Here is a 21,571-nt window from a genome sequence, read left to right on the forward strand (position 1 = left end):
GGTCTCCGGTCAGCTCGAGCGCTCGGGCGAGAGCGGCCTCTCGCCGGGGAGCTCGTGCACGGCCTCGGCGGCGAGCTCGGCCCTGATCGGGTCGCGGTCGCGCGTCGCCTGCTCGAGGGCGACGAGCGCGGCGCCCATCTCGCTCCAGTTCAGCACCTGGACGATGTTCGGCACGCGCAGCGAGTACGCGAGGCCGTCCGTGACGTCGCGGCAGACCTTCTGGAGCGCGCTGTTGCCGCAGTGCTCGACGTAGGTGTCGAAGAGGGCGACGGCGTGGGCGTTGAGGGCCGGGCCGTCTTCTCGCTCGATGTCGCCGACGCAGACCGCGACGGCCGAGCTGATCTGCGTCACGACGGCCTGGGGGAGGCGCGGCACGGCCAGGCGGACGGCCCCGCCGAACAGCACGCCCAGGGTCTGGACGGCCTCGACGGCCTGGCCGGCGTCCGGAGTCGCCACCCGCGTCCAGCGGTTCGGCGCCATCTCGACCAGCCCGGCACGGACGAGGTCGCTCAGCGCCTCGCGGATCGGGGTGCGCGACACCTGCAGCCAGGCGACGAGCTCGTCGTCGTGCAGTCGCTCGCCGGGCTCGAGCGTGCCGTCGAGGATGGCCTCTCGGAGGCGGCTCCGCACGGTGTCGCGCAGCAGCTGCCGCTCGGTCGTGGGGGCAGAGGTGGGGACGGGCACAGGAGTCTCCGATCGTGGGCGGGCAGGGGCGAGGCCCCGTGACCGAGGATACCGGGGAAATGTCCCGTGTGGCGGGTGATGCGCCGGAGTTGATGTACCGGCCCCCGACGTGGCCGGCCGTCCGTAGACTCGCCGTCGTGACCTCCCTCGCGACCTGGCTGTGGCTGGCGGGCGCGATCGTGGTCGAGGTCACCGCCTCCTTGTCCCTGCAGGCCGCCGTCGAGAGCCCCGGCTGGTACGCCCTCGTCGTCGCCGGCTACCTGACCGCCTTCGTCTGCTTGTCCAGGGTGCTGCGGGGCGGCATGGCGATCGGCGTCGCCTACGGCATCTGGGGAGCCTCGGGCGTCGCGCTCACCGCGGTCATGGCGGCCGTGCTCTTCGGGCAGTCGCTGACCGGCGTGACGGTCGTCGGGCTCGTGCTCGTGATCGCGGGGGTGCTGCTCGTCGAGCTCGGCTCGCAGCGGGCCCACGCCGCCCGGGCGCGCGGGGACGCCGCCTGATGGGCTGGCTGCTGCTCGCGATCGCGATCGTCTGCGAGGTCGGCGCGACGATCAGCCTCAAGCTCGCCACGGACGGCCGGAGGCGCTGGTACGCGCCCGTGGCCGTCGGCTACGTCACGGCGTTCTCGCTGCTGGCCGGGGCCCTCGCCCTCGGGCTGCCGATCGGCGTCGCCTACGGGGTCTGGGCAGCGACCGGCGTCGCCCTGACCGCCGTGCTCGGACGCCTGCTCTTCAAGGACCCGCTGACGCTCACCATGGCCGTCGGCATCGTCCTCATCGTCGCGGGCGTCGTCCTGATCGAGGTCGGGCACTAGTCCCGACGCGCGGCGTGCCCCGGACGCACGAGACCCGCCCGGCCCCGAGGGGCGGGCGGGTCTCGTGACCGCAGGAGGCGCCTCCTACGAGGCGGGCGTGGTCACGACGGGCGTGCCGGCCGGCACGTGCTGCGACGACACCTCGACGCCGTGCGAGGTGCGCAGCACGTCGAGGGTGGCCTCGATCTCGGCCTCGCGCTCGTCGGCCGTCCAGCCGAGGCTCGACGCCAGGACGTCGGCGATCTCGCTGAGCAGCTCGATCGTGACGCCGCCGACGAAGGCCAGGTTCGTGCGACGCAGGACGACGTCGGCGAGGTGCACCGCGTCCTCGTGATCGGCGAAGTAGGCGATCTCGGCCGTGGTGAGGCTCGGGTCGCTCGCCAGTGCCTCGGACGGCTGGTCGAGCAGCACCTCGATGACGCTCTCGGCACGCGTGCCGTAGCGGGTGAGGAGGCGGTCGACGTGCTCGCTGCTGAGGCCGTCGGCGTGCGCCGCGACCCAGGTGGTGCGGGCCGCGTCGGTGGTCGGGAAGTCCTTGCCGCCGCCGATCGCCATGCCCGTCGTGTCGACCGTGCGGGTCACGCCGAGACGGTTCGTCGCCTCGGTCGACAAGTGGGCCGAGAGCGCGCGGAAGGTCGTCCACTTGCCGCCCACGAGGCTGAGCACCTTGCTGGTCGGCAGCTCGGCGACCTCGGTCTCGACGATGCGGTAGTCGCGCGACACGAAGCCCGCGGCGAGGTCGTCGTGCTTCGGCAGCGGGCGGACGCCCGAGTAGCGGTAGACGATGTGGTCGCGCGTGATCTCGATGTCGGGGTAGACGTGCTTGACGAGGTCGAAGAAGTAGTCCACCTCCTCCTCGGTGCAGACCGCGGGCTCGGCCATGTCGGCCTCGAGGTCGGTCGTGCCGATCAGCACGCGGCCCTTCAGCGGGTAGATCAGCACGATGCGGCCGTCGTTGTTCTCGAAGAAGATCTCGCGACCGTTCGTCGCCTCGAGCAGCTCGGGGCTGTCGACGACGATGTGCGAGCCCTTGGTGCCGCCCATGTACTGCGACTCGGCGCCGAGCGCCGCGTTCGTCAGGTCGGTCCAGGGGCCGGAGGCGTTGACGACCACGTCGGCCGTCACGGTGAACTCCGTGCCGGTGACGACGTCGCGCAGCACGACCCCGCCGTCGGCGGTGCCGGCGGCCTCGAGGTAGTTCGCGCTGCGGGCGTGGTCGCCGGCGGCGAGGCCGTCCTTGAGAACGTCGAGCGCGAGGCGCTCGGGCTCGTGCACGGAGGCGTCGTAGTAGGTGCCCGTGTACTTCAGGTCCTTGTTCAGGTGCGGCATCTCGGCCAGCGCGGCCTTGCGGCCGAGGAACTTGTGGCGGGGCACGGAGCCGCCGTCGCGCGAGAACGAGTCGTACATCGTCATGCCGACCTTGATGAGGAGCGCGCCGCGCTCCTTCGTGCTGCGCTGCTTGTGCGTGAGCATGCGGAGCGGGGCGTTCAGGATGCCGGAGAACGTCGAGAAGATCGGCATCGTCGTCTGCAGCGGCTTGACGTAGTGGGGGGCGATCTTGAGGAGGCCGTTGCGCTCCTCCACGCTCTCGCGGACGAGGCGGAACTCGCCGTTCTCGAGGTAGCGGATGCCGCCGTGGATCATGTGCGACGAGGCAGCCGAGGCGCCCGACGCGTAGTCGGCACGCTCGACGAGGACGACGTCGACGCCCTGGAGGGCGAGGTCGCGGAACGTGGCGATGCCGTTGATGCCCCCTCCGACGACGAGCACCTGGGCGTGGGGGCGGTCGGCGATGCGCGACACGTTGGCGCGCATCGTCCCTGTCTTCTTCGACTCGGTCACAGTGGAGCTTCTTTCCCGTTGCGTTCGGTGAGCGGTGGGGTCGTGCGCCGGTTGCTCTGGCCGGTAGTGTCCATGATCGACCCCTCCTGACGAGGGTGCAACGTATCTGCACAGATGTGCACGGAGGTGCCCATGGCCGAGGCGACGACGTCCGAGAAGACCCACGACGCGCTCCGTGCGGCGCACCTGTACTACATGCAGGACCTGACGATGGAGGCGATCGCCTCGGAGCTGAACACGTCCCGCTCGTCGGTCTCGCGCCTCCTCAAGGCCGCTCGCGAGACTGGTCTCGTCGAGATCCAGATCAAGTCGCCGCTCGACCAGGCGACCCGGTCGGCCGCCGCGCTGCACGACCGGTTCGGCGTCGTCGCGCACGTCGTGCCCGTGCCCGACCAGATCAGCGACATCGACCGGCTCGAGCGGGTCGCCCTGTCGGCGGCCCGCACCATCACGCCCTACGTCGACTCGAACATGGTGGTCGGCGTCGCGTGGGGGGCGACCCTCAGCGCCGTCAGCCGGTCGTTGGTGCCCCGGGCGACGCACAACTCCGTCGTCGTGCAGCTCAACGGCGCCGCGAACACGCGCACGACGGGCATCGAGTACGCGAGCGAGATCCTCCGGCGCTTCGGCGCGGCGTACTCGGCGGCCGTGCAGCAGTTCCCGGTGCCCGCGTTCTTCGACGACCCCGCCACCAAGCGGGCGCTCTGGCGCGAGAGCAGCACCAAGCGGGTGCTCGAGCTGCAGGCCTCGATGGACCTGGTCGTCTTCGGCGTCGGCTCCCGCGACGCCCGCGTGCCGAGCCACGTGTGGTCGGGAGGCTACCTCGAGAAGAGCGACCAGCTGAGCCTCGACCGCGACGGCGTCGTCGGCGACGTCGCGACGGTGTTCTACCGCGAGGACGGCTCGTCGGCCGACATCGCGATGAACGCGCGCGGCACGGGCCCGGACCTCGAGACCATCCGGCGTGCGCCGCGACGGGTCTGCATCGTGGCGGGCGAGGCCAAGGTCGCCGGCGTGCGCGGCGCCCTCGCCGCGGGGCTCGCCACCGACCTGATCCTCGACGAGGGGACCGCGCGGGCGCTGCTCGCGAGCTGAGCCGCAGGCTGGGGGACAGCCTCCCGAACGCCCCTCCAGCCCCGCGGCGTAGACCGGTGGGCGACATCGATCGGCCCGCCCCGCGGGCCCGGAGGAGGAGAGCCCCATGGCCACCACCGATCTGACCGGACGACGCGTGCTCGCGGTCGTCACCAACTACGGCGTCGAGCAGGACGAGCTCGTCGTCCCTGCCCGCGCCCTGCGCGAGGCCGGCGCGACCGTCGTCGTCGCCGCGCAGTCGACCGAGCCGATCCAGACGCTCGTCGGCGACAAGGACCCCGGCGAGACCGTGCGCCCCGACACCACCATCGACGAGGCCGACGCGGCCGACTTCGACCTGCTGCTCGTGCCCGGCGGCACCATCAACGCCGACACGATCCGCCAGGACGACGGCGCGGTCTCGGTGCTCAAGGCCTTCGCGTCGGCCGGCAAGCCCGTCGCCGCCATCTGCCACGGCCCCTGGCTGCTCGTGGAGGCGGACCTCCTGAAGGGCAAGGAGCTCACCTCCTTCGCCTCTCTCGAGACCGATGTGAGGAACGCCGGAGGCGCCTGGGTCGACCGCTCGGTCGTCACCGACGTCGAGGGCGGCTTCACCCTCGTCACGTCGCGCGACCCCGACGACCTCGACGACTTCGTCGGCGCCGTCAAGGACGCCCTCGTGACCGCGGGCGGCGAGCAGGGCTGACGGCTCGCCGCGCCCGGCGCGGCGCTCTCGACCCGGTGCCGGGACCGACGATTCGTCGCGGTCCCGGCACCGGGTCTTTAATCAGGGAGGCGCCGTGTCAGGACGGCCCGGTCGACGAGGAGCAGGTCATGGCAGCGGCAGCAGCACAGGCGGCAGCAGCACCGGCGACGACAGCACCGGCGACGACGGCGGGGCAGGCGTCGTGAGGTGGCGCAGCACCCGCGGCAGCGCCGGCCCCGCGAGCCCGGACCCGGCGCCCGTCGACCCTGCGGCGCTCGAGCGCTCGGTCGTCGAGGGGCTGCTCATCGCTCGCGCCGCCGCGGTCGTGTCGGTCGCCAACCGCATCGTCGTCCGGGCGCTGCGCGACGACGCCGTGTTCGAGCACGACGAGACCGCCGCCTCCGTCCGCCGCACGCTGCACCGGCTCGCCGAGGAGCAGCGCTACCAGAACCGTCGCATCGGGGAAGCGCGCCAGAAGGCACTCCGGTCCAAGGGCCGCTCCCGGCACCAGCACGACTACCGCAAGGGCGACGACCAGACCCTGTGGTTCCGCGAGAAGACCTACACGGCCGTCGCCGACCGGCTGGACGCCCTGCGCGACGATGCCGAGTACGTGGACGACATCGTCCAGACGGCGGTCGCGCGGGCGTGGGGCGACGTCGGCGCGGCCGTCGTCACCCGGGTGCGGGCCGCCTCCGTCGTGGTCGACGCCGCCTACGGCGAGGCCAGGGCCGAACGGCTCGCCGGGCTGGACGACGACCTCGCCGAGCTCCGGGCCCGGGCGGCCTCCCGGCCTGCTGCGCCCACCGGCCCCGGCCCCGGCCCCGGCACCGGCCCCGGCACCGGCCCTGCGTCCCCGGCCGATCCCCACCCTGTCCCCTGACGGGGTCGGCCCCGCCCCGAGCGGGGGCTTGTCCGGGGGCCGCCGGCACGAGCATCATCGACTCACCCACTCGTCACGCCCCGGCGTCCACCGCCAGGGCTCCCTCGATCACGCCCGTCGACCGGGTCGGAGCACCCGCATGCGCAGCCTCCCCCTCCTCCTCGTCCGTGCCTGGGTCCGCACGCGCTACCGGGTCGTCGACGAGCTGCTGTCGACGCCGTGCCCGGACGACCACCCGAGCGGCCACGCGCCCGGCACCGATCCCGACCGCGTCCTCGTTCTCGGCAACGGCCCGGCCGTCGGCTGGGGCGTGCGCAGCCACGACCTCGCCCTGCCCGGCACGCTGGCACGCGCCCTGTCGGCGCTGACCGGCCGCGGCGCCGACGTCGACGCACTGGCCGACGCCGACGTGGCCGTCGCGACCGCCGCCTCCTTCGTGACGGGTCGCGACCTCGGCCGCTACGACGCCGTCGTCGTGGTGCTGGGCATGAGCGACGCGCTGCGGCTCGTCCCGCGGTCGCGCTGGGCCTCAGGGCTCGCCGCGCTGCTCGACACCCTCGAGGAGGCGGTCGACCCGTCGTGCGAGATCGTCGTGACGGGCATCCAGCCGCCGAGCTCGGTGCCGAAGTTCGCCCTGCGCCGCGGCGGCGTGGTGGACGCCCACGCCGACGAGCTCAACCGCGTGACCGCGGAGCTCTGCGCGGCCAGGGCCCGGGTGTCGATGGTGTGCCCGCCCGTCGCCGCGCCCGAGGGCCTCGGGGAGCCGGCCCGCGCCTCCGTCCCCTACCCGGCCTGGGCCGCCGCCCTCGCCGCCGTGGTCGCGCCGCTGGTCGACGCCGCGCTCGCCGCGGGGAGCACGGCTCGGACCGCCCGCGAGGCGCCCCAGACCGACGAGACGCGCATCGCCGCCGTCCGCGCCCTCGGGCTGCTCGACACCCCGGCCGAGAAGCGGTTCGACGACATCGTCGAGCGGGCCCGCGTGCTGCTCGGCGCCCAGGGGGCCGCGTTCTCGCTCATCGACGACGGGCGGCACTGGAACAAGTCGATCGCCGGGTCGTCACAGGTGGAGGTGCCCATCGCGTCGTCGTTCTGCTCGCAGACCGTGCGGACCGGCACCGCGATGGTCGTGCCCGACGCCTGGCGCGACGACCGCTTCGTCTCGCACCCGAGCGTGCGGTTCTACGCGGGGCACCCCGTCGAGAGCCCGGACGGCGTGCGGATCGGCGCGCTCTGCGTCGTCGACGCCGAGCCGCGGAGCGCCGAGAGCGTCGACCTCGTGCTGCTGCGCGAGCTCGCCCTGCAGGTGCAGCGCGAGCTGCGGGCGGCGCCTGTCGGCGGCTGAGCCCGGGCGCTCGACCCGCGTCTCGACCGCGCCTGGACCTGCGCCTCGACCCGCGTCGAGGACTCAGGAGACGTCGGTCGTACCCGCCCCCGCAGCCGAGACGTCGGGACGCCGACGACGCCCGTGCCTGATTCCTCGACGCGGGCCGACGCCGGTCGCCGAGCAGCCGTTGCTGCCGCTGTCGCCGAGCAGCCGCTGCTGCCGCTGCTGCTGCGGACGCCGAGCGCGCTCAGGACCACTGCTCGCGCACGAAGGGCGCGCGTGGTGTCCCGGCGAGGGCCCGCCGTGCCCGCGACACCCGCACGAGGTCGTCGGGCGAGTCGATCTCGTGCAGGCGGCACGGGCCGACCCTGCTCGACCAGTCGGCCGCGAAGGCCTCCGCGTCGGCGCGACGCCGACCGATCTGCGAGCCGGTCGACGAGCTCGCGCGCGTTCGGGTGCAGCGCCGCGGCGAGCAGCTCCGGGTCCTCGCGGGCCAGCTGACGACGCATCGCCCGCGACCGGCGGGCGACCCCGGCGCGGTGCTCGTCCGGGTTCGAGGACCGCAGCTCGGCGATCCACCGGGCCGCCGCCTCCTTGTCTCGACCGCCGGCGACGAGCTCGCGCGTCCAGGCCTCGACTAGCCGCTAGCCGGTCGCCGCTAGCGCTGGCCGCGCGATCAGCCCGCACCGACATGTCTCATGCGATGCTGGCGGTGCGGCTCGTCCGCCCGGCGAGGTCGGCCAGCCGGACCCGGACCGAGGCACGAGCACGGACACGCACACGACGGGGACAGGAGGCGGCGGGTGGCACGAGGCGACCGCGACACGACACGGCAGGCGACGGTGCTGGTCGTCGACGACGACCCGAACGTGCTGCTCGGGGTCCGGGTGGCCCTCGAGACGGACGGGCACCGCGTCGTGACCGCGGCGGACGGGCGGTCGGCGCTGCTCGCCGTCGCCGAGCACGACCCCGACGCGGTCGTGCTCGACCTGGCCATGCCGTTCCTCGACGGGGCCGCCGTCTGCCGGACACTGCGCGCGGCCGGCGACGGCGTGCCCGTCCTGGTGCTCACGGCCCACCACCGGCCCGCCGAGCGGGTCGCCGGGCTCGACGCCGGCGCCGACGACTACCTCGGCAAGCCGTTCGACGTCGACGAGCTGCGCGCCCGCGTCCGTGCCCTGCTGCGGCGGACGCCCGGCGGCTGGGACGGTCCGCCGGACCAGGCAGGAGCAGGAGTCGCGGCCGGTGCGGGGACGCGAGCCGGTGCCTGGCCTCGGTGGCGCGGGGTCGTGCTCGACGAGACAGGGCAGCGGCTGGTGCGGGAGGACGCGACCTGCACCGCGGCAGGCACGCCGGCCTCCGTCGAGCTGACCCGGATCGAGGCGGGCCTCGCCGGGCTGCTCTTCCGCGACCCCGGGCGCGTCCGCACCCGAGACGAGCTCGTCGACGTCGTCTGGGCCGACCGGCCGCCGCCCGCGTCGAACGCCCTCGACGTCGCCGTCAGCTCGCTGCGCCGCAAGCTCGCCGGGCTCGTGCGCGGGCCGGTCGACGGCGGGGCGGACGAGACTCCAGGCGGCTCGGCCGCCCGCCCCGTCGTCCGCGCCGTGCGCGGCCTCGGCTACCGGCTCGAGCCGTGACCGCGCGACGCGGTTCGCTCCGGCGCCGGGTCGCCGTCCTCGTCGCCGGGTCGGTGGCCGTCGCGGTGGTGCTCGTCGCCGTCCTGACCTGGCTCGTCGTCTCGAGCCAGGTCCGCGCCTCCCTCGACACGGCTCTCGACCGCGAGGCGACCCGCGTGCAGCGCCTCGTCAGGGTCGACGCCGACTGGACCGGCGAGGGCAGCGAGCAGTGCCGCTGGGCGGCGGAGCCCGCCTGTGTCCGGCTGGTCGAGTTCGCCGACGGGCTGGGCACCGGCACGGGGCCCCTGCGGACGACGGAGGCGGCCCTCGCGGTCGCCCGCGGGGACCAGCCGCGGGCGCGCTGGACGGCGGGTCCGGTCCGGGTGGTGGCCGTCCCGGCCCGGCCGGGCGAGGCCGCCCTCGTCGGCGTCCCGACGCGCCAGGCCGACCTGGCCCTCACCCGGACGGCCGTCGCCCTCACCGCGACGGGCGGAGCCGGCGTCGGCCTCGCGGGCCTGCTCGGCTGGGCCGCGGCGACCGTCGGGCTGCGCCCGGTGCGGCGCCTCGACGAGGCCGTCCGGCGCGTGAGCGACAGCGCCGACCCGCACGACCACGTCGACCTCTCGTCGACCTCGCCCGACGACGAGCTCGGCCGGCTCGCCGTCGCCGTCGACTCCATGCTCGTCGAGCTCGCCGCGGCCGACGACGCCCAGCGTGCCTTCGTGGCCGACGCCTCCCACGAACTGCGAACGCCCCTCACGACCCTCCGCACGAACGTCCAGCTGCTCACCGCTGACCGTCCGCTCCGACCCGAGACGCGGGCAGCCCTCGGGGCGGCGCTCGGCGAGGAGGTGGCGGCGATGACGCGCACCGTGGACGACCTCGTGGAGCTCGCGGGCGACGACCGCGCGCGGACGGCCGAGCTGGTCGTCGAGGACGTCGTCGCGGCCGCCCGTGCGGCGGTGGCGGCCGTGTCGCGTCGTGCGCCCGGCGTGGAGCTGCGGACGGAGCTGCCGGACGCGCCGACGGGCGTGCGCGTCCCCCCGGGGCGGCTGGGGCGCCTCCTCGACGTCGTGCTCGACAACGCCGTCAAGTACGGGGCCGGGGGCGCGATCGAGGTGCGCGTCGTCCGCGAGACGCCGGCGGCGGTCGCCGACGTCGTCGTCACGGTGTCCGACCACGGCGTCGGCATCCCCGCCGACGAGCGGCAGCGGGTGTTCGACCGGTTCCACCGGGCACCGGCCGCCCGCGGGCTGCCCGGGTCGGGGCTCGGGCTCGCCATCGCGGCGCAGGTCGTCGCGCGGGCCGGCGGCGCGATCACCGCCGAGGCTCGCTCGGACGGCGGCGCGGGCACGACCATCCGGCTGGTGCTCCGCGAGGGCTGACCTGGTCGCCTCGGCAGCCGCACTTCACCTTCACCTCACGCAGGGGCCCGACCCTTGCGGCATGACAACCACCACCTCGAGACGCACCCGCTCGGCCCGGCCGGTCGACCGCCTCCGCGTCGTCGTCGCCGCCGGGGGCACCGGCGGCCACGTGTTCCCCGGCATCGCCGTCGCCGCGGCGCTGCAGCGACAGGCGCCGGAGGCGGTCGTCACCTTCGCCGGCACCGCAGACCGGCTGGAGGCGACCCTCGTCCCGGCGGCCGGCTACGAGCTCGACACGACGCCGATGGTCGCCTTCCCCCGGCGACCGGGCCTCTCGGCCCTGATGTTCCCGGCGCGGTTCGTCCGCTGCGTGCTCGTCGCGCGTCGCCAACTGCGGCGACGGCGCGCGCAGGTCGTCGTCGGGGTGGGCGGCTACCCCAGCGTGCCGGCCGTCGTCGCGGGCTGGTCCCTGGGCCTGCCCGTGGTCGTGCACGAGTCGAACGCGGCGCCGGGGCTCGCGAACCGTCTCGCGGCTCGGCTGTCAGGGCGCGTCGCCTGCGCCTTCGACCCCGCGTCGGCCGGGCTCGCCGGCGGGGCGGAGGTGCGGCGGGTCGGCATCCCGATCCTGCCTGCCCTGGCGGCGTGCGACCGGGAGTCGCTTCGGGGGCCGACCCGCGCCTCCTGGGGCGTCGACGACGACGAGCTGCTCGTCGTGGTCTCGGGCGGCAGCCTGGGGGCGGCGTCGCTCGACCGTGCCGCGGTCGAGCTCGCGTGCACGTCGGCCGCGCGGGCAGCGGAGGGCGGCGTCGAGAAGGTCGGCGCCCTGCTCGGCCGACGGCTCCGGCTCGTCGTCAAGGCGAGCCCGGCCCACGTCGCGAGCCTGCGCCGCGCACTGGCTCAGGGCGGCGGCGACCGGGTGGCCGAGGTCGTCGAGCACATCGACGACATGGCGGCCGCCTACTCGGCGGCGGACGTCGTCGTCGTCCGGGGCGGAGCGTGCACCGTGGCCGAGGTCGAGCACCTCGGCGTCCCCGCGGTCGTCGTGCCCCTGCCCGGCGCGACGGACGACCACCAGACCGCCAACGCGGAGGCGCTGGCCGCGTCGGGTCGGGCACCCGTCGTCGTCGTGCGCGACGGCGACCTCGACGGCGAGACGCTGGCGGCGTCACTGACCAGGGCGGTCGAGCTCGCCGAGGTCGCCCCGGCCGCCCCGCCTGCCAGACCGGCGGGCCCGTCGCCCCACGCCGGCGCCGCCGACGCCGTGGCCGGCTGGGTGATCGAGCTCGCGCCCCCGGCCTGTCGCGTCGCCTCCGCGGCCTCGCCCTCCGGCACCTCCTCGATCGGCACCTCCTCGATCGGCACCTCCTCGATCCGCGCCTCCTCGTTCTCCACCTCCACCTCCACCAGCTCGACCGAAGGGACCACCTCATGAACGACTCCACCTGGCAGGGCCGCACCGTCCTCGTGACCGGAGCGGAGGGCTTCATCGGCTCGGCGCTCGTCGACGAGCTCGTCGCGCGGGGGGCCAGGGTGCGGGCCCTGTGCCACTACAAGCCCTACGGCGCGGCGGGAGCCCTCGCCCGGTACGCGTCCGACCACCGCGTCGAGCTGCTCGCGGGCGACGTCCGCGACCCGTTCGTGGTCGACGAGGCCGTGGCCGGGGTCGAGGTCGTGTTCCACCTCGCGGCCCTGATCGGCATCCCGTACTCGTACGTCGCCCCGGAGTCGTACGTCCAGACCAACGTCGTCGGGTCGCACGCCGTGGTCGCGGCCTGCCGTCGGCACGGCGCCCGCATGGTGCACACCTCGACCTCCGAGACCTACGGCAGCGCGCTCAGGGTGCCGATGGACGAGAGCCACCCGGCACAGCCCCAGTCGCCCTACGCCGCCTCCAAGATCGCGGCCGACGCCCTCGTGCTCTCGTACCACGCGTCGTTCGGCACCGAGGTGGCCGTCTGCCGCCCGTTCAACACGTACGGCCCGCGGCAGAGCGCACGGGCCGTCATCCCGGCGATCCTGCGGCAGCTCGCCGACGGCGCCGACGAGATCCGGCTCGGGTCGACGGCGCCGACCCGTGACTTCACCCACGTCTCGGACACGGTCGCCGGGTTCCTCACGGTCGGGTCGTCGGACGCCGCGCTCGGGCGCGCGGTCAACCTCGGCACCGGCCAGGAGATCAGCATCGGGGCGCTCGCCGAGCTGCTCGTCCGGGTCAGCGGTCGGGACGCGCGGGTCGTCGTCGACGAGTCGCGGCTCCGGCCCGACGCGAGCGAGGTCGACCGCCTCCTGTCCGACAACGGGTTCGCGCGGCAGCTCGGCTGGGAGCCGTCGACGAGCCTCGAGGACGGCCTCCGCGACACCTGGCGGTGGGTGCTCGGCAGCGACGAGCCGGGCGCCACGCGGTACGTCGTCTAGCCGGAGTCGAGCGGCGTCGAGCGGCGTCGGGCGGCGTCGAGCTCTCAGGAGACGGCGTCGTCGACGCGTCGGACGACGGCAGCTCGGGGCGGGGATCGACGCGGTCGCCTGAGTCCTCGACGCGACCCGACCCGGAGCCCGCAACGGCCCGGCGCTGCCCGGCGCGCGGCAGACTGGGCCGATGGCCGACGCACCCGCACCCCTCGTCACTCCGGACGGCCGGTACCTCGTCGTGCGGGGGCGTCTCTGGCGCCGCACGGACCCGTCGCTGCCCGAGCAGCGCCGGGCCGAGTTGGTGCACGAGCTGATGGAGGCGCGGCGCGCGAAGAAGAGCGCTCTCGCCGACGACGACCCCCAGGCCCGCGAGGCCGCCCGAGCCCGCGTCGACGCCGCGAAGACGGCGCTCGGAGAGCGGGGCCCGGTCTGGTGGGACGACGACGCCCCGGACGAGACCCGCCGCATGGCCGAGAACACCCGCTACGCGGACTGGTTCGCGGAGGCGAGCGGAGGCGAGGCCGGCTAGCGCCCCTGGCGCCCTGTGACCGCCGACGCCCCTGGCGCCCTGGCGTCCCTAGCGCCCCTGCCGCTTCTTGAACGGCTTGGGCTGCCCCTTGACCGCCGGGGTGCGCCCCTTGCCCTTCGACGCCTTGGCCTTGCCGCCGGCCGGGGGAGCAGGCGGCGCAGGCGGCGTCGAGGGGCTGGCCAGCTCCTCCTCGGCGACGACGACGGCTGCGCGGCCCGCCTTGGTCAGGCGGTAGGGGGAGGCGTCGCGGTCGAACAGCTTCTGCCCGAACTCGAGCTCGAGCGCCTCGATCGACGACTCGAGCTTCTGCCGCGAGATGCCGAGCTTGTCGGCCGCGACGGGGAAGTGCAGCACCTCGGCCGCGACGAGGAAGTGCCTCAGGTGGCTCGTCTTCACGTGGTGTCGCCTCTCGCTGGTCGGCCGGGTGCCCGACCGCCCCAGACTAACGGAGCCTCAGGCGACGCTGACCGAGCCGCCCGCGGCGGGCCCGTGCGTGACGCCGAGTCCGTCGAGCGCCTTCTGGAAGATCGTCAGCCCCGACATGCCGGGCAGGTTCGAGATGTTGGCGTCGAGCTTCTCGGCGGCCTTGCGGCCCTCTTCGCCGCTCATCAGCTGGCCGAAGACGAACTTCACGTCGTCGAGCTCCATGATCGACGAGCCGACGGGCGCCCAGACCTTCTGGAGCAGGAAGCGGGTCAGCTTCTGCGCCTTCTTGCTCTTGAGCAGGCGCTCGCGGGCCTGGGAGACGTAGAACGCGACGTGGCGCGACTCCTGGCGGGCGATGCGGACGAGCAGCTCGGCGAGCACGGGATCTTTCTCGAGGGCGGCCATGCGCTTGTACGCGGCGACGGCGGAGTACTCGTTCGCGGCACCCCACGACATGTGAACGGCGACGAAGTCGGAGCCGACGAACTTGCCGAGCAGGCCCTGCTTGACCGGGTCGAGCTTGTCGCGCCAGCCGAGCTTGAGGCGGTTCGCGCGCAGCTGGTCGTAGTCGACCTTCTCGCCGTGCACCTCGAGGATCGCGGCGAGGGCCTCGCCGTGCCAGAACTCCTCGCGGTTCCACATCGTCATGAAGGTCGAGACGTCGCCCTCCTTGTGCGAGGGGGTCGTCAGCAGGTCGCGGGTGTAGCAGACCGTGTGGTACTCGACGTCGGCCATGTAGCGGAGCGTGCGGAGGGAGTCCGGGCTGAGCGGGTTCTCCTTGAAGTGGTCCAGGTCGAGGTCGTCCCAGGTGATGCGCTCGCTGGTGGCGGCGAACTTGTCGATGTCGAATGCCATGTGGCGTGAGGAGGCGCGGGTCGTCAGACCCTGTCTCCTTCTCCTTTCGAGGTGGTGCCGACGGCGGGAGCCGTCGATGTTCCGGACGCGGACGAACCGCGGGCACGCGACCAATCTCGGATGCTCCATCTTCTTCGGAGCGCCTCGCGTGCGAGATTGGCGTCGGGGTTGACGGCTGAGGGGTTGCCGAGCATCTCGAGCCACGCCAGGTCGGCGTGGCTGTCACCGTAGCCGTACGAGCCCGAGAGATCGATTCCCTCTTCGAGGGCCCACTGCGCGAGCCACGCGGCGCGGGCCTCGTCGACGAGCGGCGGCTGGGCGAGGTAGCCCGTGAGGACCCCGTCGCGCTCGTGCATCGTGCTCGCGACGACCTCGTCGAAGAGGTGCGCGATGGGGGTGGCCAGGGTGCCGATCGAGCCCGTCACGAGCACGGTGCGGTGCCCGGCCGCGCGGTGCTCCGCGATGCGCGCGAGCGCCTCGGGCAGTGTGTGCCGGCGGACCGTCTCGGCGTAGCCGGCCGAGCGGACGACGCCCTTCAGCCGCGAGACGGGCATGCCGGCGTAGCGGCGGAGGAACGCCCGGATGAACTCGCCCCGGTCGCGCCCCTCGGCGCGCAGGTAGGCAGGCAGGCCTGTGAGCAGGGAGGCGACCTCGGCGGGCCAGGCCGCCTTGCGGAAGCCGTTCGAGCGCACCCAGAGGTACTGCTCGACGATGTTCGAGTCGAGCACGGTGCCCTCGAGGTCGAAGACGGCGACGACGTCGGTGCGGTGCGGGAGGGCCCTGGCGTCGAGCACGGCGCCGGCCGCGGCGGGACGCACCGAGAACGCCCGCGTCATCGCGGTGATCGACGGGAAGTGCACGGTCTGGAAGTAGTCCTCCCAGTCGATGTCCGTGACGTCGAAGCCGATGTCGGCGGGCGCCTCCTCGGGGAGGCCGTCGTGCAGGGCCCGGGTGCGACGGTCGTCGAAGATGATCTCGGACTGCACGTAGTGCCGGTACAGGTCGGTGAGGCTCTGCAGCGACTCGAGGTCGGCCCGCCTCGTCTGCACGTCGGTCAGGCTCGTGCGGGTGCGGGCCGTCGACGGCAGGCGGACGAGCACGCGCTCGCGCCAGTCGTTGGTGCGCTGAGCGGTCCGGATCGCGCCCTCGACCTTGCGCACGCCGGGGAAGTTCCAGGTCGGCACGGGGATGCTCGTGTGCTCGTCGCGCGGCAGCGGGTTCGCCGTGAAGAACGTCTTGAGGTTGTCGAACATCCGCAGGATGGGGAACGGGTTGCTGTTGCCCGACGCGACGTGGAAGTACTGCGGCTCGGGGGCCGGGGCCGAGGTGACCGCGTCGACGTCACCGGCAGCAGTGCCGGCACCGGCAGCAGCCGAGGAGGCGTCGGCCGGGTTCGCCGCGACGGCCAGGATCACGTTCACCACGTAGTCCACCGGCACGATGTCGAGCACGCTGTCGGGCACCCCGGGGAACTCGGGCAGCAGGCCGCGGGCGTACGACATGATCAGCGGGTCGGCGACCTTGAAGCCGTCGATCCAGCCCGGGTAGGGGTGGCGCAGGGCGCTCTCGACGATCGCGGGGCGGACGACGGAGAGCCGGTGGCCCTCGGCCGCCCAGATCTGCTCGGCGGCTCGCTCGGCGAAGGCCTTGGTCAGCGTGTAGACGTCGGTCCAGCCGAGGGTCTCGGCGCGGGTGCGCCCGTAGTCGACGAGACGGGCGGCCACCCAGGCGACCCGCGCCTCCTCGGCTGCCGCCGCGACCGCCTGCGGTCCGGTCTTGCCGTGGCCCGCCCGGCCCTCGGCCAGGAACCCGCGGAGCGTCTCCGGCTGGCGCGACGCCGCCTCGACGCGGGCACGGGCGTCGCGGGCTGCCGCGTGCTCGGCGCGCCAGTCGACGTCGTGGCGGAGCGCCGCCTCGGGGAAGACGCCCTTGCGGATGCCCCCGACGTACGCCGTCGACACGTGCACGACATGGGGGTCGCCGCCCGCCGCGACGAGAGCCTCGTACAGGCCGACGGCGCCGCCCACGTTCGTGTCGAACGCCTGGTCGATCGGCGGGTCGAACGACACGGTCGACGCGCTGTGGATGACGACGTCGAGGTCGCTCGGCAGGGCGGGCAGCGCGCCGAGGGAGCTCTCGACGACCCGCAGCCGCTCGGTCAGCGCGCGCTCGACCTCGTCCGTGCCGACGCGCTCGCGCCACGACGCGAACACGGGCTTCTTGAGGAGGTGCCGCAGGCGGGCCAGGGCCGACGTGCCGGCCTTCGGGCGGATCAGCAGCGTGATGGTCGTGTCGGGGTGCGACGACAGCAGCCGCTCGAGGATCGCCTGGCCGACGAAGCCGGTGCCGCCGGTCAGCAGCACGTGCGACGAGCCGAGGCTGGTCACGGTCGAGCCCGGGACGGAGGAGGGGGCAGGGGCGGTCATGCGATGAGCTTTCGTGTCACGGCGGCGCCCACGGAGGCGTCGAGTCCTGGCAGGGCGGCGACGCGGTCGCCGACGGCGTCCGCACGCAGGTGGCCGGCGGCGCCGCCCCACACCGCGGCGTCGAAGAAGGTGCGCTCGGCGTCGGAGCGCTCGACGGCGCCCAGCGGCCAGACGGCGGTCGCCAAGGAGGCGCGGGTCTGCGTCACGGCACGGGCCGAGTCCTCGAGGCGCCAGCGGGCCTCGACGTCGAAGAACTCCTCGTGTCGCGCCTTGACGGTGCGGAGGCGCTCGACGATCGCCGTCAGCGCGGGGCTGTCGGCCCGCTCGACGAGGACGTCGTACGCGTGCCGCATCACCCACTCGTCGACGAGGCCGGTGGTCATGTGCACGGCGACGATGGGCACGCCGCGTCCGATCGCCTCGATCGCGCGGGTGATCGGGCCTCGCCGCTCGACGGCCTCGGCGGGGCTGTGTCGGCGGGGCCCCTCCTCGACGTCCTTGAGGCGCGGCTCGCCGTTCGCCTCGAGCACGGCGTCGACGGCGTCGGCGATCCAGTACTTCTCGAACGCCCAGGTCACGAGGAACGCGGTGACCCGAGCGTCTTTGTGGGTGGCGGTGACGAGCAGGTTGCGCAGGTGCTCCATCGTCGCGCTCTCGAGACGACCGAGGTGGCGCAGGAGGCGGAGCTCGTCAGGGCCGAGCGGCGCGGCCTCGAATGGGGCCAGGTCGAGCTCGGCGCGGAGCGTGCCCTGGGCGGTCAGGGTGAACTCGCGGATGTCGAAGGTGCTCGAGTCGTAGGGGTCGCGATCGGTCGTCATGGCTGTGTTCCTCCGGGGGACCTCATCGCGGTGGTGAACGGGACACGATGCACGCAGTTTCCCGACAAGACCGTATCGTAAGCGGCATGGCAACAGCGCTCGTCACCGGGGGCACGTCCGGCATCGGAGCCGAATTCGCCCGCCAACTCGCCGCCCGCGGCTGGGACCTCGTCCTGGTCGCCCGCGACCCCGCCCGACTCGACCTGACCGCCCTCGAGCTGAGGGCCCTCGGACGCGACGTCGAGGTGCTCTCCGCCGACCTCGGCGACCGTGCCGACGTCGACCGGGTGGCCGCCCGGCTCGCCGAGGTCGACCGCCCCGTCGACCTGCTCGTCAACAACGCCGGCTTCGGCGTGCACGAGCCGCTGACGAGCACGGACACGGCCGTGCACGACCGCGCGTTCGAGGTGATGGTGCGGAGCGTGCTGGTGCTGTCCGCGTCCGCGGGGCGCGCCATGCGCCTCCGCGGCTCGGGCCACATCGTGAACGTCGGCAGCGTCGCGGGCTTCATGGCGATGGGCAGCTACTCGTCGATCAAGGCCTGGGTCAACTCGTTCAGCGAGGGCCTCGCGGTCGAGCTTAAGGGCAGCGGAGTGGGCGTCACGGTGCTGCAGCCGGGGTGGGTGCGCACGGAGTTCCATCAGCGCGCCGGCATCAGGTCGTCGTCCATACCCAACTCGATGTGGCTCAGCGCCGAACGACTGGTGTCCGCGTGCCTGCGCGACGTCGAGAGAGGCAAGGTGGTGTCCATGCCCACGCTTCGGTACAAGGTGCTGATCGGCTTGGTCAAGCACGCCCCGGGCAGCGCCGTGCGCGCCGTGTCCGGCGCCATCTCGTCGAGCCGCCGTGCGCCCGCGGACGCCGTCGCCGGCGGTGCTGCCGGCACGGACGCTCCGGTGGAGCGGTGACGGTGGCCCGCGACGAGCGACCCGACGAGACCGCGCAGCCTGCCGGGTCGGAGTCCTCCTCCTCGGCCTCGTCGTCCTCGTCCGCCTCGTCGTCCTCCGACGCTCGTGCCGCTCGTCCTCGCCGCGACGCCGTCGCGCGTGCCGCCGTCGACGTCACGGACCGCTTCAGCTCACGCGGCCACGCCATGGCCCGCTACGTCGCCCAGCGCGTCGTGCTCAAGCCCACCATCTGGTCGATCACGAGCGTCACCGTCATCGACCGCGACCGGCTCAAGGGCGTCGAGGGGGGCTTCATCGTGGTCGCGAACCACTCCAGCCACCTCGACGCGCCCCTCATCCTCGGAGCGCTGCCCCGCCGCCTGGCCCGCTACCTCGCGACGGGCGCCGCCGCGGACTACTTCTTCGACGTGCCGTGGCGCCGCAAGCTGACCGAGCTGTTCTTCAACGCCTTCCCCGTGCAGCGCGGGTCGTCGACCGCGACGCCCGCGGGCACGCCGGGCTCGTCGACGCCCCAGGCTCCGGGCGCGGTCGCCGCGGCGGCAGCAGCGGCCGCGCACCCGTCGACGGGCGCGACGGCCGTCCCGTCCGCGGCGCGGCGCAAGGCCGCCGCCAAGGCCGCCGCCCGCCGCCGCGCCGGCCAGCCGACCGTCAGCGCCCGTTCGCTGCTCGAGCGCGGCTACCCGGTACTGGTGTTCCCGGAGGGCACCCGGTCCAAGGACGGCACCGTCGCCTCCTTCAAGCCCGGTGCCGCGGCGCTCGCCGCCGCCTGCGACGTGCCGATCATCCCGCTCGCGCTGATCGGCGCGCACATCGCGCACCCGCGCGGCTCGAGCTGGCCGCGCCCCGGTCGGCTGCCCGTCGGAGTCGCGTTCGGCGACCCGATGCGCCCCGAGCCCGGCGAGACGCCCCTCGACTTCTCCGCTCGGCTCCGCGCCGAGATCCTGCGTCTCAAGGACGCGAACACCGCCCGCATCCTGGGCCCAGAACACCCCTCTGAAGGAGCACGACCGTGACCGACGTCCAGAACAAGCCCCAGACCACGGCCGCCGACCACGGCGTCGCGCACATGAAGTGGTGGGGCTGGGGCGTCGAGGGCGTCGCGTTCCACCACGAGGACAAGCCCGGGTTCGCCCCGTTCGTGAAGAAGATCGTGGGCGTCGAGCTGACCCAGGGCCAGCACGACACGGGCCTCGACTTCGCTCAGCTGACCGTCCCGGCCTCGCGCGCCTCGGCCGAGGTGCTCGACTCGCTCGTGCAGATCGTCGGCTCCGAGCACGTCGACCAGGGCGACCACGACCGCGTCGTGCACACCTACGGCAAGAGCATCCGCGACCTGATCCGCATCCGCGCGGGCATCCTCGAGCGCGTGCCGGACCTCGTCGTCTACCCCGCCGACGAGGCGGAGGTGCAGCAGATCGTCGACCTCGCCGTCGCGAGCGACGTCGTGCTGATCCCCTTCGGCGGCGGCAGCAACATCGTGGGCAGCCTCGAGCCGATGCCGGCCGAGGAGCGCACCGTCGTCTCGCTCGACATGGGCCGCCTGTCGAAGGTGCTCGACATCGACGAGGACGGCGGGCTCGCCCGCATCCAGGCCGGCGGCCAGGGCCCCGACCTCGAAGAACAGCTCAACGCCCGCGGCTGGACCCTCGGCCACTTCCCCGACAGCTTCACGCACTCGACGATGGGGGGCTGGGTCGCGACCCGCTCCTCCGGCATGCAGAGCGACAAGTACGGCGACATCGCCGACATCACCAAGGGGCTGCGCGTCGTGCGCCCCGGGGGAGTCCTGGCGATCCGCGCGGTGCCCAGCGCCTCCACCGGGCCGTCGCTCCGCGAGATGATCATCGGCTCGGAGGGGCGCCTCGGCGTCATCACGGAGGTCACCGCCCAGGTGCACCGCCTGCCCGAGAAGCGCGAGATCCTCGCCTACCTGTTCCCGTCGTGGCACGACGGCCTCGCCGCCATGCAGGCGATCGCCGAGAGCGACGCGCGCCCGTCGGTGACCCGCGTCTCGGACGCGCACGAGACGGCGTTCTCGTTCGCGACCTCGAAGGCGAGCACGGGCATCGCGAAGGTCGTGAACGACGCGCTGCCGAAGGTGCTCAAGGCGAAGGGCTGGGACGTCGATGCGATGTGCCTGTCGTTCATCGGCTACGAGGGCAGCCCCGAGCACGTCGCCCACACCCAGAAGGCGGTCGCCAAGATCGTCAAGGCGAACAAGGGCATGGGCGTCGGCAAGGGCCCGGGCAAGCTCTACGACCAGAAGAAGTTCGACACGCCCTACCTGCGCGACTTCTTCATGGACCACGGAGGCGCCGCCGACGTCTCCGAGACCGCGGCGCCCTGGTCGAAGCTGCGCGCCGTCTCGTCGCGCGTCTACGCCGCCGCCAACCAGGCGTTCGACCAGATCGGCGTGCAGGGCTGGATCATGGGCCACCTGTCGCACTCGTACCACTCGGGCGCGTGCCTCTACTTCACCTTCGCGTTCGAGCACGGCGAGCAGGCCGAGGCGGAGTACGACGTCGTGAAGCACGCCATCCAGCAGGCGTTCATCGACACCGGTGCGACCGTGTCGCACCACCACGGCGTCGGCCTCGAGCACCAGCCGTGGCTCGCGCAGGACGTCTCGCCCGAGGGCGTCGCCGTCATGCAGGGGCTGTTCGACTCGGCCGACCCCGGGCGCGTGTTCAACCCGGGCAAGGTCACCGGCGCGTAGCCGGCCGGCTCCTGGCGTCGACGATTCAGGTACCGGCGTCGCCGGGTGCCTGCGGTCCTCGGCGAGCCGGCCCGCACCTCCTTCGTCGCCTGAATCGTCGACGGCGTCATCTGCGGCGGCGGCGCAGGCCCGCTGCCTACACTGAGATCTGTTCGTACGTACCGACCCACCTCA

General features: G+C 73.8%; 20 protein-coding genes. 14 read left to right on the forward strand and 6 right to left on the reverse strand.

All coding sequences use genetic code 11. The features are described 5' to 3' along the window. Positions 1-9: 9 nt before the first annotated feature. Positions 10-684 carry a GntR family transcriptional regulator gene (locus tag ES689_RS00370; protein WP_146898757.1) on the reverse strand — a complete coding sequence of 225 codons (675 nt, stop codon included), beginning with the start codon at positions 682-684 and terminating at the stop codon, positions 10-12. A gap of 137 nt (positions 685-821) precedes the next feature. On the opposite strand from ES689_RS00370, the gene ES689_RS00375 reads away from it, so the two are divergent. Together ES689_RS00375 and ES689_RS00380 are read left to right on the forward strand one after the other, a co-directional pair. Continuing rightward, positions 822-1,184 (forward strand): multidrug efflux SMR transporter, encoded by a 363-nt coding sequence (locus ES689_RS00375; RefSeq protein WP_223269300.1) that lies wholly within the window; start codon positions 822-824, stop codon positions 1,182-1,184. After that, positions 1,184-1,498 carry a multidrug efflux SMR transporter gene (locus tag ES689_RS00380; RefSeq protein ID WP_146898760.1) on the forward strand — a complete coding sequence of 105 codons (315 nt, stop codon included), beginning with the start codon at positions 1,184-1,186 and terminating at the stop codon, positions 1,496-1,498. The genes ES689_RS00375 and ES689_RS00380 overlap by 1 nt, the downstream gene beginning before the upstream one ends. 84 nt (positions 1,499-1,582) lie before the next feature. Here the strand turns inward: ES689_RS00380 and ES689_RS00385 are convergent, their stop codons facing one another. Further along, positions 1,583-3,340, reverse strand: a complete 1,758-nt coding sequence (locus tag ES689_RS00385; RefSeq protein WP_146898763.1) for a glycerol-3-phosphate dehydrogenase/oxidase — start codon at positions 3,338-3,340, stop codon at positions 1,583-1,585. A gap of 132 nt (positions 3,341-3,472) precedes the next feature. Between ES689_RS00385 and ES689_RS00390 the strand changes: the two genes are divergently transcribed. From ES689_RS00390 to ES689_RS00430, 9 genes are all read left to right on the forward strand, one after another. Beyond that, entirely contained in the window at positions 3,473-4,435 is a 963-nt protein-coding gene (locus ES689_RS00390; protein WP_146898766.1) for a sugar-binding transcriptional regulator, read from the forward strand. A 106-nt stretch (positions 4,436-4,541) separates the two neighbouring features. Then, complete coding sequence (locus tag ES689_RS00395) at positions 4,542-5,120, forward strand: type 1 glutamine amidotransferase domain-containing protein (RefSeq protein WP_146898769.1); 579 nt, start codon at positions 4,542-4,544, stop codon at positions 5,118-5,120. 94 nt (positions 5,121-5,214) lie between these two features. Then, positions 5,215-6,003: a hypothetical protein gene (locus ES689_RS00400; protein ID WP_146898772.1), complete on the forward strand. Its 789-nt coding sequence runs from the start codon at positions 5,215-5,217 to the stop codon at positions 6,001-6,003. 139 nt (positions 6,004-6,142) lie between these two features. Continuing rightward, the gene (locus ES689_RS00405) at positions 6,143-7,345 is read left to right on the forward strand and encodes a GAF domain-containing protein (RefSeq protein WP_146898775.1); all 1,203 of its coding nucleotides are present in this window, start codon (positions 6,143-6,145) and stop codon (positions 7,343-7,345) included. A 785-nt stretch (positions 7,346-8,130) separates the two neighbouring features. Next, positions 8,131-8,964, forward strand: coding sequence for a response regulator transcription factor (locus ES689_RS00410; protein ID WP_223269301.1), 834 nt, complete (start codon positions 8,131-8,133; stop codon positions 8,962-8,964). Continuing rightward, entirely contained in the window at positions 8,961-10,328 is a 1,368-nt protein-coding gene (locus ES689_RS00415) for a HAMP domain-containing sensor histidine kinase (RefSeq protein WP_146898781.1), read from the forward strand. Before ES689_RS00410 ends, ES689_RS00415 begins: the two co-directional genes overlap by 4 nt. Positions 10,329-10,389: 61 nt before the next feature. Next, positions 10,390-11,742 carry a glycosyltransferase gene (locus tag ES689_RS00420; protein ID WP_146898785.1) on the forward strand — a complete coding sequence of 451 codons (1,353 nt, stop codon included), beginning with the start codon at positions 10,390-10,392 and terminating at the stop codon, positions 11,740-11,742. Beyond that, positions 11,739-12,725 carry an SDR family NAD(P)-dependent oxidoreductase gene (locus ES689_RS00425; RefSeq protein ID WP_146898788.1) on the forward strand — a complete coding sequence of 329 codons (987 nt, stop codon included), beginning with the start codon at positions 11,739-11,741 and terminating at the stop codon, positions 12,723-12,725. Before ES689_RS00420 ends, ES689_RS00425 begins: the two co-directional genes overlap by 4 nt. 181 nt (positions 12,726-12,906) lie before the next feature. Further along, positions 12,907-13,248: a hypothetical protein gene (locus ES689_RS00430; RefSeq protein WP_146898791.1), complete on the forward strand. Its 342-nt coding sequence runs from the start codon at positions 12,907-12,909 to the stop codon at positions 13,246-13,248. A 48-nt stretch (positions 13,249-13,296) separates the two neighbouring features. On the opposite strand, the gene ES689_RS00435 is transcribed toward ES689_RS00430, so the two are convergent. From ES689_RS00435 to ES689_RS00450, 4 genes are read right to left on the reverse strand one after another with little or no spacing between them, the layout of a single operon-like run. Further along, positions 13,297-13,644, reverse strand: a complete 348-nt coding sequence (locus ES689_RS00435) for a LysR family transcriptional regulator (RefSeq protein ID WP_123546825.1) — start codon at positions 13,642-13,644, stop codon at positions 13,297-13,299. A 57-nt stretch (positions 13,645-13,701) separates the two neighbouring features. Next, positions 13,702-14,529 (reverse strand): ferritin-like domain-containing protein, encoded by an 828-nt coding sequence (locus tag ES689_RS00440; RefSeq protein WP_123546824.1) that lies wholly within the window; start codon positions 14,527-14,529, stop codon positions 13,702-13,704. 23 nt (positions 14,530-14,552) lie between these two features. After that, complete coding sequence (locus ES689_RS00445; protein ID WP_146898793.1) at positions 14,553-16,955, reverse strand: SDR family oxidoreductase; 2,403 nt, start codon at positions 16,953-16,955, stop codon at positions 14,553-14,555. Then, positions 16,952-17,773, reverse strand: coding sequence for a hypothetical protein (locus tag ES689_RS00450; protein ID WP_146898796.1), 822 nt, complete (start codon positions 17,771-17,773; stop codon positions 16,952-16,954). Before ES689_RS00450 ends, ES689_RS00445 begins: the two co-directional genes overlap by 4 nt. Before the next feature lie 86 nt (positions 17,774-17,859). Here ES689_RS00450 and ES689_RS00455 point away from each other — a divergent pair, with 86 nt between their 5' ends. Genes ES689_RS00455 through ES689_RS00465 form a run of 3 tightly spaced genes read left to right on the forward strand, consistent with a single transcriptional unit; the run spans position 17,860 to position 21,397 of the window. Then, positions 17,860-18,681 carry an SDR family oxidoreductase gene (locus ES689_RS00455; RefSeq protein ID WP_146898799.1) on the forward strand — a complete coding sequence of 274 codons (822 nt, stop codon included), beginning with the start codon at positions 17,860-17,862 and terminating at the stop codon, positions 18,679-18,681. Beyond that, positions 18,678-19,694 (forward strand): 1-acyl-sn-glycerol-3-phosphate acyltransferase, encoded by a 1,017-nt coding sequence (locus tag ES689_RS00460; protein WP_146898802.1) that lies wholly within the window; start codon positions 18,678-18,680, stop codon positions 19,692-19,694. Before ES689_RS00455 ends, ES689_RS00460 begins: the two co-directional genes overlap by 4 nt. Then, positions 19,691-21,397, forward strand: coding sequence for an FAD-binding oxidoreductase (locus ES689_RS00465; protein ID WP_370512317.1), 1,707 nt, complete (start codon positions 19,691-19,693; stop codon positions 21,395-21,397). The genes ES689_RS00460 and ES689_RS00465 overlap by 4 nt, the downstream gene beginning before the upstream one ends. The last annotated feature ends 174 nt before the right edge of the window (positions 21,398-21,571 follow it).

The organism is Frigoribacterium sp. ACAM 257, from assembly GCF_007954365.1.
Taxonomy (GTDB): domain Bacteria; phylum Actinomycetota; class Actinomycetes; order Actinomycetales; family Microbacteriaceae; genus Frigoribacterium.